Genomic DNA, 13,234 nt, shown 5'->3' on the forward strand with positions numbered 1-13,234 from the left:
TTGGTACTTCAACTATCGCTTTAATTATAACATATCGTTTTTATAATACAACACTTTATAAGATTGTAGTAATGATTAACAAAATACTGTTGTATATTGCAACATTCATCATATATAAAGTGAGTTTGTAAGAGCCATGGCAACTAAGCAGACGGTTCCGTTGAGTAGTGGGTGGTCAGAGTGGTCAGGATTTTCATTCTCCAAATCTATTTTCTAGTAGACGGGATATGGCGACAGAGGTTATACCCCAAGGGCAGACTACCCGTTGTGATGTGTCCGTTGCTATATATCCTTTGCTATATATCCTTTGCTATATATCCTTTGCTATATACCCGTTCCTATGCACTCGTTGCTATTACTCGTTGCTATTACTCGTTGCAATGTCATCTTGTATTTTGCGCCTGTTGCTTGTTTCCTCTCATTTAGGCCTATTCAGCTAATCGCTGGATCACCTTGACGATCAATTGGAGAAAGTGCAGTAGAAAGTGCCACTAAAACCTCGACATTTCTAAATTTCATAGGTCTAAGTGTACAACCTACAGCTTTTGGACTAACGGATGCATTGGACTCGCTAGAAAGGAGTATCTTTGGAGTTGCTAACAAAATATTTTGGACCTGCTAACGGACATTTTCAACCGTTATCCGACTTTTTTGCGCATTTTCGAAGGGTAACGGACATTTTCGGCATTTAGGACGCTCAATCGGCTCTGATTCACGCAACTCACCTATCTAAGCTGCCAAAATGTCCGTTACATTCCTGGCTTCATCCATAGTGGCCTTTAAGGAGACGTAATGTCCGTTAGACCAAGCATTTCCCCTCTGAGCAAATGTATTGATTGTGATGCTTGCATGCTGTCTGCATTGTTTCTTGCATTATTGCTTGCGTTGTTGCTTGCATTGTTTCTTGCATTATTGCTTGCGTTGTTGCTTGCATTGTTGCTTGAATTGCTCTAGTTACAACGCATCAGTCAAGCTCGAAAAGAAGAATATCGTCCTGTTAAGCGTGTTCGTATATTGTTATTCTGCGTTGACGGATTGAGTATCTCTAAAATTTGCTGAGCTCGTGAATGTCACGATGCCTAAATTCAACCGTTGTGTGGATAAAGCATTAAAACAAGGTGCTGCAGCAGTGCTTAATAAGGAACAGCGTTCAGATCAACCGTCAAAAAATGCTCCAACGGGATGAAGTCATTAAAAAGGCGGCAAGAGCTTACCGCTCCTGCCGCCTTTTGTTATCCGCATCCTTCCTCGCGTTCGTTGTCAGTGCCGCAATCTCTCCAGACTGCCTTGCAGCCGATTCCGGACATTACCGATCTGCTGCCGACACCTCATCAACGCTCTTACCTCCTACCTCACGCTCAGCCTTCTTGCCCGGTCCAATTCCCCGCCGCTTCCCGCAGCTCCCGTTCCAGCTCCTTCCGATAGCGTTCCTCCGTCTCCGGCGGCCAGCCGCAGGTCTTCGCCATATAGCGGATAACCTGATCCTGATAGCGCCGAACCCAGGCGATGTCGAACAACAGCGCGCCCGTTCTGCGGATGAAGAAGTCCCCTGGCGTCACCGCCATCTCCTCGGCTATCGCATATTGCAGCGGCACCTCTGCTTCCAGCGGCAGAGTCAGCGCGGCATCGGCGCCGGCTGGCTTCGCAGCAGCGGAGGATGCGGCGGCTTCTACAGGCGCCGCCGCGAGATCACCGCCAGCGGCACCCGCCATAGAGGCCGCTGCCGCCGCGCGCCGCTTCATCGCCTCCTTCGCCAATGCGAAGAGGCGATCCACATTGGCCCCGTACCGGCGCGCCCAATGCTCTGCCAGCTCCGGCGACAGCCCCAGAGCGGCGCCTTCGTCCCGTTTGCCGCGCACGAACGCGGCAAACCCGTCACCGCCGCCCACCTGCCCGCCGGAGATGGGCAGCTCCCGGGTCACACACGCGTGGAAACGCAGGCCATGCGCCTGCTTCAGCCTTGCTGCGACCCGATCCATGACCGCCTCGGCCATATGCCGATAGCCGGTCAGCTTGCCGCCGGCGATCGTGAGCACGCCGGACGGCGAGGTCCAGATTTCGTCGCGCCGCGAAATCTCCGACGGGGCCTTCCCCTCCTCGTAGATGAGGGGCCGCACGCCCGCCCAGCTGGACTCCACGTCCTGCTCCGCAAGGCCGAGCGACGGGAACATCCCGCTGATCGCGTGCAGCAAATACCGAACGTCCGCCTGCTCCACCGGCGGACGCGCGATATCCCGCTCTGCGCCGTAGACCGTATCCGTCGTCCCGACATACGTCTTGCCCTCTCGCGGAATCGCGAACACCATCCGCCCGTCCGGCGTGTCAAAATACACCGCCTGCCGCAGCGGGAACCGCACCTGGTCGAACACCAGGTGCACGCCCTTGGTCAATTGCAGCACCTTGCCCTGGCGGGAGCCGTCCATGTCACGCAGAGCATCTACCCATGGTCCCGCCGCATTCACGATCTGGCGCGCCCGCAGCTCCAGCGTGGAACCGGATACACGATCCAGCACCTGAACCCCGCAGGCTTTTCCTTCCGCATCATAGCGAAATCCCGTCACCTTGGCGTAATTGACCGCCAGCGCCCCCTGACCTACTGCTTCCTTCAACACCTCTAGGGTCAGCCGGGCATCATCCGTACGGTATTCCACGTACAATCCGCCGCCCTGCAGCCCCTCCTGACGAAGCAGCGGCTCCCGCTCCAGCGTCTGGGCAGGAGACAGCATGCGGCGGCGCTCCGATCCCTTCACCCCGGCCAGCCAATCGTACACCTTTAGCCCCAGCGAGGTGCTCGTTTGCCCAAAGGTGCCTCCCTTGTAAATCGGCAGCAGCATCGGCTCCGGTGTCGTTACATGCGGCCCGTTCTCGTAGACAATGGCCCGCTCCCGGCCTACCTCGGCCACGATACCCACCTCCAGCTGCTTCAGATAGCGGAGGCCGCCATGCACCAGCTTGGTCGAACGGCTGGAGGTTCCTGCCGCGAAGTCCTGCATCTCCAGAAGAGCGACCCGCATGCCCCGGCTCGCCGCATCCAGCGCAATGCCCGCCCCCGTAATTCCACCGCCGATCACCAGCACATCGTGCGGGGCCTGGGCCATCATATGCAGCATCCCGGTTCTTCCTTGCGCCGAAAATGAAGAATTCATCCTCCATTCCTCCTCTCGAATTCCATAAGAAAAGGACCCCATTACACCTGAGACGTCAATGTCCAACGCTGTTCATGTAATAGGATCCTTAGGGTCATTTACAATTACAATGGCTTCTACTTGCTTTCTTCTTCGGCGATCTCCGTATCGCTCGGCTTGTCGGAGAGCTTCACGGTTGTGCTCCGCAGCTCGCCGTCCCGATAGAACGAGACCTCCATCTCTTCGTTGATCTTCTTGTTGTCGTACAAATATCTCCGCAGCTCCTTCGTCGAATCGATGGTCTGCTTGTCGAGCTGAATAATCACATCATTAAGCTGGAGTCCCGCATCCTTGGCCGGTCCGTGCGCTTCAAGCACGATCACCCCGTCACTCACATGAGCCGGCAGCTTGAGATCCTCCCGCTGCTCACGGGTAATCCCCGCATAGGGATTACTTAGATCAAGCGTGTAGACCCCGAGATAAGGACGAACCACCTTGCCATGCAGCATCAGATCATCCACGGTCTTCATCACATCGTTAACCGGAATCGCAAAGCCCAGTCCTTCCACGCCCATATCGGAAATCTTCATCGTATTGATCCCGATCAAATGTCCGTTCAGATCAGCCAATGCGCCGCCGCTGTTACCTTCATTAATCGCTGCACTGGTCTGAATGACCTCCTGCTCCCAATCGTAAATGCCGTCCTGATTGAGCGAGATCGGAATCAGCCGGTTCGTATAGCTGACAACTCCCGATGTCAGCGTTCCCCCCAGTCCGAGCGGATTGCCAACCGCAATGACCGTCTCTCCGTAACGGAGCTTGCTGGAGTCCCCCAGATCAATCACCGACTCAATGCCCTTTCCGTCAATCTCCAGAACCGCGATATCGTTAATGGAGTCCTGACCGACCACCTTGACCTTATGGGAACTGCCGTCACTCGTAATAACCTCCAGATTGGAGGCATCCGCAATCACATGTGTATTGGTTATAATATATGCCTTATCTTTTGTTTTCTTGAAAATAACGCCCGAGCCCAGCGCCGATTGCTCCGCGTTGACCGTATCATCGTTATAATTGAGAATGCTCACGACCGCAGGGGCAACTTTGGCGGCCGCAGTACTGATCCGTTCATAAGGGTCTGTCGCGCCCAGTGTCGTGAGATGTCCCTGTGAAGAGGAGGATGGGGAAGATGAAGGCAAGCCGGTAAACAAACTGAACAGCAGCACGGCAACAAAGGCTCCGCACAACGAGGACAACAGGGAGACCTTCCACGGTGCCCAGCCACCGGATCTTGCATGCGCCTTCCAGTGGTGCGGCTCCTCCTTGGACCTGCGCAGCCGCATGCCCTGTCTGGGTCTCGCTACCTTGGTGGAATAGAAATCATCATCGAACAGTCCCATATCCGCTTCTCCCCCTCAAATGCATTTCCGGTCTCGATGTATATCACCGATCTTTGCTTAATACATTACCCGCAAATGCTGCACATCCCACTCTATGCGACAACGGCAAAGCCATATTCCCGATTTACTCTTTATCTACTTAACGCAATAAACCGTCCGAAGGTTGCCTGTAAGAGGTTGTTCAAAAAGTCATCTTTTGATCACGAAGTGTTCCAAGGGGTTGATTCGGCGTCGAATCTTGCGTTCACCCTAGAAGTCCGGTACTCATGTAGGGTCCGCCTACACTCCGTTCCTCCTTCTTCAGGTTCTCGCAACCTTCTCGGTGCTGAAAAGCTGACTTTTTGAACACGCATTGTATGAGAGGTTTTTTTCGGCTTTTTTGCGTTCTCGGGAATGTTTCGAGCACTGCCAGACTACACTAGAAATATAACGATAGATTTATAGATTCATTCTAACATATCCCGGCTGCTTCCGGTGGCATTCCATGAAGGAAAATTTCGGGAATGAATGGATTTCAGCTCCCATTTATTTCAAAGGACAAGGAGGAACAAATCCCGATGAATTCACCCTTCGGTTCACCAATGAATGAGGTCAATATGATCGCCAAGCTGGCGGATATAAAAGAAGAGCATTACCATCAACTGGTAACACTCAGCGCAATTATGGAGCTATTGGTTGAAAAGGGGATTCTCAGCCGCGCAGAGATCGAACAAAAGGCGGCAGAGCTTGACCAATTTATAGATCAGCCACCGTATCCCACGGTGTAGGCCGATCGTAATAAGTATCTCTTAGCTGGAATTCACTGTCCTTATAAAAGCAGCCTCGATCCTCCATCGAGGAACGAACCGCCATCCGCGCCAGGTCCGGAATATTATGCTCCCGGCTTAGATGAGCCAGATAGGTCCGTTTGAGCCGGCCATTCATCAGCTCGCTCATCAATTCGCCGGTCGCCTCGTTGGACAAGTGTCCCATATCGCCGAGAATCCGCCGCTTGATGTTCCAGGGATACCGTCCCATCCGAAGCATCTCTACATCATGATTCGCCTCCAGCACGAGCACATCCGAATCGGCGATGGCCGCCTTGACCTTATCGCTCGCGTAGCCCAGGTCTGTGCACACGCTCAGCTTCTCCTTGCCGTCATAGAAGCTGTAACCAACCGGCTCGGCGGCATCATGCGAGATGGCGAACGATTCGACGCGAAGCGATCCGAAGTCGCGCGTCTCTCCGGTGCCGAGCAGACAGCGGTTCTCCTCCGGAATCTGTCCGATCGACTTCTCCATCGCCTTCCACGTCTCCGTATTGGCATAGACCGGCAGGTTATATTTCCGTGCCACGGCTCCAAGCCCCTTGATATGATCGGAATGCTCATGGGTAATCAGGATCCCGTTCAGCTCCGTCCCCGTCACCCCGCGCTCCCGCAGCAGCTCGTCAATTCGCCGGCAGCTGAAGCCCGCGTCGATCATAAGTGTAACTTCCCCATTCGCTACGAGCGTTGCATTCCCTGTTGATCCGCTCGACAGCACCGTGAATTTAAGTCCCATGTTCCTCCACTACCCCTTCTACTTCTCTGTGTTCGGACTGATGACGTCCCCGCTGATGCCTTGAACATAGTACTCCTTGCCGCTCTCCAGAAGAAAGCGCCACGCTGGCGCAGCCGGCAGGTGGGCATCCGAATCGAACACTTCACCGTAATAACCGAGATCAATCTGTGTGACGACCGAGCCCTCCGGCAGGAAATTCTCAATCAAATTGCCGAGTGCCTTCGAGGCCGACAGGACGCGTTGACGCTTGCCATCCTCCGCATCCGCAATTTCAATTCCCTGCTCCAGATAAGAAATAATTTTCTGGTTGCTGTAATACAGCTTCAGGTCAATTTTGAACAGCGGCCACTGTCCATCCACTAACGGATGCAGTACAAACTCTCCCGGTCCGCTAGCGATTTCGTCATATTGATAGCTTGTCAGATTCGGCAGCTGCTGCTTCAGGGCCGCTGCCAGCTCCTTCGGGCTGAAGATCAGCTTGCTGTCCACCGGATTGTCCAGCTGGATCATTTTGCCGTTCTGCCCGCCCTCTAGAAAGCGGTACGAAATCTTGCCGAGCTCGGGCGTCTCACCCGGTATTTTGGCTAACACCCGGATCCCCTTGGCATCCATGGCATTCTGAATGCTTGTCTCCAGAGAGGAGAAGTCCGGACTGGAGTCCGCCTGCTCCTGCAGATCGTTCCATAGCTGATAGCCTAGCACCAGATTGAGCAGCAGGAAGGCATAAATCAATACATTTTTCGCCCGTCCAGAATCCATCCGAACACCTCCTCTGATATATCTATAAAAGTTAAATTGATGCTTGCTCGTGAAGGAAGCAACGTGTGAAGTGTTCTTTCGATCGCTGTTGTTCGCGGATTTCTTTGACTGAACTAAGCCATTACAGGGTAGAAATCCACTCTCAAAGGCGAACGCTAACGCTTTATGCTTCCGAAGCAGCTTTCTTTCAGAAAGCTTTTAACACTTCACACTTATGCTTTCCTACGTAGCCTTCTAGACTTAACTTTTATAGATTTATTGCAGCATTAATATAAAATTCTTGTCGATCCATTGGATAGCTCTACGGCCCAGACCGGCTTCAATAGCAGTCCCTCCTGGGTCAAGGAAGGGAAGTAGGCCGGATACAGCTTCAGGATCGACGAGCCCTCTTTCAAGGCAGCGATCCGCTCCCGCAGATCATCTCCGCCGGGAAGCTCAACAATTTCCTTTCGCCATTCGCCTTCATCTGCATAGATCAAAGAACGTTCATAGCTGGTAATCGTACCCTGCCTCATATTCAGCGTAATCTCGCTGTAGTGGAAGGACGGCAGATCGACAATCGGGAAGCTTCCATAGGGACCTGTACCGTAATACTGCCGGAACACAATCGTATGCTGACCATCGCCGGATCCATTCGTCTGATCCAGCCGGAACAGCCCGTTCCAGCCGCCATGCTCATTCACGAAATCCACCGCTGAGAGGACATCTCGTCCCGGATTGTTCTCTCCCGCGGATGGAGCCGCAGGATCGGTATAATTAATCCAGTTGCGGTTCTGCCGCACCTGCAAGCTTCGCTTACTGTCCGTGTAAATTTCCGAGCCGTCCTTCTCCCGAATATATCGGGTAATACTCGGGTCGAAGAACAGACTGCTCTGCATTTGATCCGTTGTGAATGTATCCATGTTCAGTCCGGCTTCAACCATGCTTATCGGCTGCTCGGGAATATAGTTTCCGTTCTCCAGCGTGTATGGAACCCACTCCTTGCCGAAGTCCGCCTGTTGACGCACATCCTGCACGGTTAAGTCTGCCTTGGTCGCTTCATACACCACATCGCCCTGCGAGCTGAAGAAGAATACTCGCACCTGATCGTCCGTATCTGTGTTATAGATCAGAATCCGACTGACAGTCTCCCCGTCAAACAGCGGGTCCGGTACAATTTGCATGACGCGCTGCAGCAGGACGACAGGAATACCCTCGTCGAATTCCAGTTCAAGTCCGGTATGGCCGCTGCGGATCTCATTCCAGTTGATATTGTCCAGCGCATAGCGCTGGAAGCCGTCAAACTGGCGGCCCTTCAGCCGGGAGTAGATCAGGTTATAAAAGGCCGATTCCGGATAGAAAATCGTATGGCGGTCCTCGCCCAGATGAATCGCGATCTGCGAAGGGAACAGCATGCTCTCCGCATCCGATTCCTGGCCCATATTTTCTGTCTTGATATAATCGCTCTCTGTCTTGACGACCGGGTCACTGCCCGGCAGCCGGTAGATCAGGAAATAGCTCTGGACAAGGCTGCATAGCACAAGCAGCGTGAGCACCAGCGATTTCACCGATTCTTTCATCGCCCATCGCCTCCTTGTTCCTGCAGCGGCAGCGTAAAGGTTACGCGTGTGCCGCTCCCCAGCTCAGATTGCAGCGAGATCGTCCCGCCATGGGCCCGGACAATTTCCCGGGCAATCGACAGTCCGAGGCCTGTGCCGCCCATATTGCGCGATCTGGCCTTGTCCACCCGATAGAAGCGCTCGAAGATCCGGTCCAGATCCTTGCGCGGAATACCGATCCCATTATCCTGAAGCGAAATCGCTAGCATATGGTCCTCCGTGATTCGAGCCTCAATCGCGATAGTTCCATCCTCCGGCGTATACTTCATCGCATTGGAGAACAGGTTGTCCAGCACCTGGTCGATCTGATCGCGGTCGATCCATACGGAATCCACACCATTCGCCACAAAGAGGGTCGGCCTGATGCCTCTCTCTTGCATCTGGAAGGAAAAGCGGTCAGCCACATCCTCCAGCATTTCCAGCACGGGCGTCATTTGCCTGCGCAGCTGGGCTTCCTTGGAGTCGAGTCTGGACAGATGCAGCAGGTCGGTTACCAGCCGGATCATGCGGTCCGTCTGGTTCTGAATGACCGAAGCAAACTTCAAGCCCAGCTCCGGATCCTCCATCGCCCCGTCCTCCAAGGCCTCAGTATAGCTCTTGATCGTCGTCAGCGGCGTGCGCAGCTCATGCGACACATTCGCCACGAACTCCCGGCGCGAAGCCTCCAGCTTCTCCTGCTCGGTGACGTCCTGAAGTACCGCAATCGTTCCGACGATGCCGGTCTCCCGCCGATGAATCGGAGTAAAGGTCACCCGAATGAGGAAGACATCCCCCTCCGGGGTCTCATTCTCCAGCAGGGTAGAATGCATAATTCCCCGCCGGATAATTTCGCGCTCCTCGTCAGATAGATGGAGAAGCGAGATCATATCGCTTCCTACTGTCGGCTCCTCTCCGATCCACAGCATTTCTCCGGCCCGGCGGTTCATCAGAATCACCGTACCGTTCTCGTCGGCGGCAATCACGCCGTCGCTCATATTCGTAAGGATCGAAGCCAGCTTCTCCTTCTCCTCTTCATTCTGCGCGAGCGCATCTCTTAGCCGGCTTGTCATATAATTGAACGCCTTGCTGAGCTGCCCGATCTCGTCATCGCCAAGCACCGGCATTTTCTGATGGAACTGTCCTTCGGCCACCGCCGTCGCCCGCCGGGTCATTTCCTTGATCGGCGAGGTGATGGTGTGAGCCAGAATTACGCCAAGAACGGCCGTCAATCCCAAAGCGAGCAGGATACCCGAGATGAAAATGTTGTTCACCCGCTCCATCGTATCGTACAGCTCGTTCAAGGAAGCGGCGATGTATATTGCTCCGACGATTTTACCGTCACTGGTGACCGGCTTGGCCACCACCTTTTTGCGGATGTTATCTTCATCGATGATATATTCCTCGTTGTCCCGAATGCCCTGCAAGGCCCGATTGACAACGGTCTGCGTATTCTTGGTGCCCACATAGTCGGCATGGGACGGCTTCGATGTCGTCAGCACCTTGCCGCTTGCATCAAGCACCTGAATCTCGGCCCCGTTGATGCTGAACAGATTGTTCACCAGCACGCGGAGATTCTCCATCGACTCCTCCGCCGAGTCTCCGGTCACGCCTAAGTTTTGCGCCGCCAGCACGGAGAGAAGCTCCGCCCGCTCCTGCAATTCCTTCGTGAAATTGCTCGTCAGCGAAGTCTTCATCGCGCTTACGAAATAAACCCCGATCAATTGCATCGCGATCAGGATCAAAAGCACATAGACAAGAATCAGCTTCGCCTGGATCGTGCGAAAGAGGGATGGCAGCCTCAGCTTCATGCTAGAATGCACCCGCCTTGGAGCTCCGCATCATATATCCGAGTCCCCGGCGCGTCAGGATGTATTCCGGCTTGCTCGGATCCTGCTCAATCTTCTCGCGCAGTCTCCGGATCGTCACATCGACCGTACGCACATCGCCGAAATATTCAAATCCCCATACCGCCTGCAGCAAATGCTCGCGAGTCATTACCTTTCCGGCATTTCTCACCAGGTAATGCACCAGCTCGAACTCCCGATGCGTCAGATCAAGCGGCTCTCCATTCTTGTGAACCGTATACATATCCGTATCTATAAACAATTCAAACAGGCTGATCCCCTGTCTCGCTTCTTCCGTACCTTCCACTTCCGTCTGCTTCTGCTGCCGCCGCAAATGCGCCTTCACCCGAGCCAGCAGCTCACGCGTACTGAAGGGCTTGGTCACATAATCATCAGCCCCCAATTCAAGGCCCAGCACTTTGTCGATTTCCCCATCCTTGGCCGTTAGCATGATGATTGGGGTCTGCAGCTTGGCACGCACCTCCCGGCACACATCCATCCCGTCCTTGCCGGGCAACATCAAATCCAGCAGAATCAAGTCAGGCTGCTCGGAGAAAGCCAATTCTACCGCATTAATACCGTCAAAAGCGAGCACCACCTCGTAGCCCTCTTTTTCCAGATTAAATTTCAATATATCCGCAATGGGCTGCTCATCATCCACTACTAAAATCTTACCTTGCATAACCAGATTCACCCCAAACTTTCAGCCATGGGCTTGTTATCTCTCTATCTTACCATATTCAAAGCCGCATCAGCTATCGGCCCGGAGGGCCACGGGGGGAAATGTATTGCATGTCCCTTCAAGGAACTGATAAGATTTTCTGAGAGAATGCACTAGCATCAGAAGAATAATGAGGAGGACATCGCCGTATGGCCATTATATTAATCGTAGACGACGATCCCAATATACGTGAGTTAATCGGTTTGTATTTAGCCAAGGAAGGATTTGAGCTGCTTCAGGCTGAGCATGGCGAAGACGCATTACAAAAAATGAAACAGTACAAGGCGGATTTGGTAATGCTGGATATCATGATGCCTATGATGGATGGCTGGGAGCTCTGCAGTGAGCTGCGGCGGTTATATCCGGACACGCCTCTGCTGATGGTCACCGCCAAAAGCGAAACCGGCCAAAAAGTAAAAGGCTTCAACCTTGGCACCGATGATTATCTCGTTAAGCCATTTGATCCGCCTGAGTTGGTCGTGCGTGTCAAAGCGCTGCTCAAGCGCTACAAAATTGCCGCTTCATCCCGCGTACAGGTTGGAAACATCGAGTTGAACCGCCAAACTTATAAAGTAACCTATGGCCATAAGGAGCTAGCCTTGCCGCCCAAGGAGTTCGAGCTGCTGTTTAAGCTGGGCAGCTACCCGGGGCAAATTTTCACCCGTGAGCAATTGATCGAGCAAATTTGGGGAGCAGATTATGCCGGGGACGACCGTACGATCGATGTCCATATCAAAAGGCTGCGGGAGCGCTTTGCCGGCAGCAGTGGCGATATCCCTCCGGCGTTCCAGATCGGCACCGTCTACGGCCTGGGTTATCGGCTTGTGGTGGAAAATGATTAAATCGTTATATATCCGTATCGTCGCCATGTTCCTGACGGCTATAATGGTCAGCTTGCTCGCCTCGGCCATGATTACCGGCTATCTTTATAATCGGTCGTTCCAGGAACAATCCGAGAAATACATGATTACGATAGGACAAAGCTTGATTCGCCTCTTCGAACGTGTCGGACTGGAGAACCGGGCTTTGGTGATGGAAGATATTCGAGAGATGGTCAACATGATTAGCGTGCAGATTTATGATGAGCAATTGCAGGTTGAAAGGTACGGCGACCAGCATAATATTCCCGTTAGCGAGGAGCAGATTCGTGAGGTCCAGCAAGGACAAATTGTCCGGGGGGAAGATGAAGATAGCGGCGGCCTCTCCTATGTCGGGTTAAGCTTCGAACATGAGGGTCAAACATACGCCATGTTCCTGGAGTCCTTTGCTAACAATCAGCTTGGCTACCCGCTGGGGGGCATGCTTCTGACCATGATGGCCATTTTCCTGGTGGGCGGCAGCTTGTTCTTTATTGTGGAGGCCGGCTTTTTAATCTATCCCCTGCGCAAAATGACAGAAGCTACCCGGAGGATGGCCAAGGGCGACTTCAGTACGGACTTGAAAGTTAGACGCAAAGATGAGCTTGGCGTCCTGGTTCAGAGCTTTGACGAAATGCGCAAGCAACTCTGGCAGATAGAGCAGATGCGGCAGGACTTTGTATCCAACGTATCTCATGAAATTCAGTCGCCGCTCACCTCGATTCGAGGCTTTGCCAAAGCGTTGAGAGAAGAGCAAGTGGATGAGGAAGCGCGAAACCGCTATTTAAATATCATTATTTCAGAAAGCGAGCGAATGTCGCGCATGAGCGAAAATTTGCTGAAGCTGGCTTCCCTTGAATCCAGGCATCATCCCTTCCAGCCTGAAACATTCCGTCTTGATGAACAAATCCGACAAGCTGTCGTTGCCTTTGAACCTCAGTGGTCGGCTAAGCAGATCGGCATCACCTTACAGTTGCCGCTCATCAAAATTTACGGCGATCACGACCAGTTGAATCAAGTATGGATTAACCTGATCGGGAATTGTATCCGGTTTACCCCCGAAGGTGGAGCAATTACTATTTCCGCTGTTATGGGCTTCCACCACGTCTCCATCACATTCAAAGATACAGGTATCGGTATTTCTGCAGAGGATCAACAACAAATCTTTGAAAGGTTTTATAAAGCGGATCGTTCTCGCAACCGCGCTCATCAAGGCAACGGCCTTGGACTGGCCATCACCAAAAAAATTATTGACCTGCATCACGGCCATATCAACGTTCAGAGTGAACCCGGAGGAGGAACGGAGATCACTGTAAACCTTCCCTATTATAGCCCCTGAACTTTCAACCCTCATTATTCACATTCAGTTCATATTTATTTGGTAGTCTATCCCAAGATAGGAGGATTGC

Annotated in this window: 10 protein-coding genes; 3 read left to right on the forward strand and 7 right to left on the reverse strand. The window is 53.0% G+C overall.

The annotated features are described in order from the left end of the window. Nucleotides 1–1,358: 1,358 nt before the first annotated feature. Both TX85_RS20080 and TX85_RS20085 read right to left on the reverse strand, forming a co-directional pair. Entirely contained in the window at nt 1,359–3,146 is a 1,788-nt protein-coding gene (locus TX85_RS20080; RefSeq protein ID WP_044481535.1) for a glycerol-3-phosphate dehydrogenase/oxidase, read from the reverse strand. Between the two features lie 116 nt (nt 3,147–3,262). Further along, the gene (locus tag TX85_RS20085) at nt 3,263–4,525 is read right to left on the reverse strand and encodes a S1C family serine protease (protein ID WP_044481536.1); all 1,263 of its coding nucleotides are present in this window, start codon (nt 4,523–4,525) and stop codon (nt 3,263–3,265) included. Nucleotides 4,526–5,082: 557 nt separating this feature from the next. Here TX85_RS20085 and TX85_RS20090 point away from each other — a divergent pair. Next, the gene (locus TX85_RS20090; RefSeq protein WP_044481705.1) at nt 5,083–5,292 is read left to right on the forward strand and encodes a hypothetical protein; all 210 of its coding nucleotides are present in this window, start codon (nt 5,083–5,085) and stop codon (nt 5,290–5,292) included. Here the strand turns inward: TX85_RS20090 and TX85_RS20095 are convergent. The 5 genes from TX85_RS20095 to yycF all read right to left on the reverse strand — a co-directional run bounded on the left by TX85_RS20095 (nt 5,261) and on the right by yycF (nt 10,929). After that, the gene (locus TX85_RS20095) at nt 5,261–6,067 is read right to left on the reverse strand and encodes an MBL fold metallo-hydrolase (protein ID WP_044481537.1); all 807 of its coding nucleotides are present in this window, start codon (nt 6,065–6,067) and stop codon (nt 5,261–5,263) included. The two genes, TX85_RS20090 and TX85_RS20095, sit on opposite strands and share 32 nt — an antisense overlap. An 18-nt stretch (nt 6,068–6,085) precedes the next feature. Beyond that, a complete protein-coding gene (gene yycI, locus TX85_RS20100; RefSeq protein WP_044481538.1) occupies nt 6,086–6,826 on the reverse strand; it encodes a two-component system regulatory protein YycI in 741 nt (246 codons plus the stop codon). A gap of 266 nt (nt 6,827–7,092) precedes the next feature. Further along, nucleotides 7,093–8,385, reverse strand: a complete 1,293-nt coding sequence (locus TX85_RS20105; RefSeq protein ID WP_044481539.1) for a YycH family regulatory protein — start codon at nt 8,383–8,385, stop codon at nt 7,093–7,095. Continuing rightward, on the reverse strand, nt 8,382–10,205 hold the full coding sequence (gene walK, locus TX85_RS20110; protein WP_044481706.1) for a cell wall metabolism sensor histidine kinase WalK: 1,824 nt from the start codon (nt 10,203–10,205) through the stop codon (nt 8,382–8,384). The genes TX85_RS20105 and walK overlap by 4 nt, the downstream gene beginning before the upstream one ends. Before the next feature lie 7 nt (nt 10,206–10,212). Further along, nucleotides 10,213–10,929: a response regulator YycF gene (gene yycF / locus TX85_RS20115; RefSeq protein WP_044481541.1), complete on the reverse strand. Its 717-nt coding sequence runs from the start codon at nt 10,927–10,929 to the stop codon at nt 10,213–10,215. A 188-nt stretch (nt 10,930–11,117) separates the two neighbouring features. On the opposite strand from yycF, the gene TX85_RS20120 reads away from it, so the two are divergent. Together TX85_RS20120 and TX85_RS20125 are read left to right on the forward strand one after the other, a co-directional pair. Continuing rightward, on the forward strand, nt 11,118–11,810 hold the full coding sequence (locus tag TX85_RS20120) for a response regulator transcription factor (RefSeq protein WP_044481542.1): 693 nt from the start codon (nt 11,118–11,120) through the stop codon (nt 11,808–11,810). Further along, the gene (locus tag TX85_RS20125; protein WP_222860720.1) at nt 11,734–13,164 is read left to right on the forward strand and encodes a sensor histidine kinase; all 1,431 of its coding nucleotides are present in this window, start codon (nt 11,734–11,736) and stop codon (nt 13,162–13,164) included. The genes TX85_RS20120 and TX85_RS20125 overlap by 77 nt, the downstream gene beginning before the upstream one ends. Nucleotides 13,165–13,234: the final 70 nt, after the last annotated feature.

This window comes from Paenibacillus antibioticophila (genome assembly GCF_000455265.1).
In the GTDB taxonomy this organism is placed as follows: domain Bacteria; phylum Bacillota; class Bacilli; order Paenibacillales; family Paenibacillaceae; genus Fontibacillus; species Fontibacillus antibioticophila.

Coding starts and splice junctions, on each gene's coding strand:
- TX85_RS20080 (WP_044481535.1), bottom strand. CDS start 3,146: ATGAATTCTTCATTTTCGGCGCAAGGAAGAACCGGGATGCTGCATATG.
- TX85_RS20085 (WP_044481536.1), bottom strand. CDS start 4,525: ATGGGACTGTTCGATGATGATTTCTATTCCACCAAGGTAGCGAGACCC.
- TX85_RS20090 (WP_044481705.1), top strand. CDS start 5,083: ATGAATTCACCCTTCGGTTCACCAATGAATGAGGTCAATATGATCGCC.
- TX85_RS20095 (WP_044481537.1), bottom strand. CDS start 6,067: ATGGGACTTAAATTCACGGTGCTGTCGAGCGGATCAACAGGGAATGCA.
- yycI (WP_044481538.1), bottom strand. CDS start 6,826: ATGGATTCTGGACGGGCGAAAAATGTATTGATTTATGCCTTCCTGCTG.
- TX85_RS20105 (WP_044481539.1), bottom strand. CDS start 8,385: ATGAAAGAATCGGTGAAATCGCTGGTGCTCACGCTGCTTGTGCTATGC.
- yycF (WP_044481541.1), bottom strand. CDS start 10,929: ATGCAAGGTAAGATTTTAGTAGTGGATGATGAGCAGCCCATTGCGGAT.
- TX85_RS20120 (WP_044481542.1), top strand. CDS start 11,118: ATGGCCATTATATTAATCGTAGACGACGATCCCAATATACGTGAGTTA.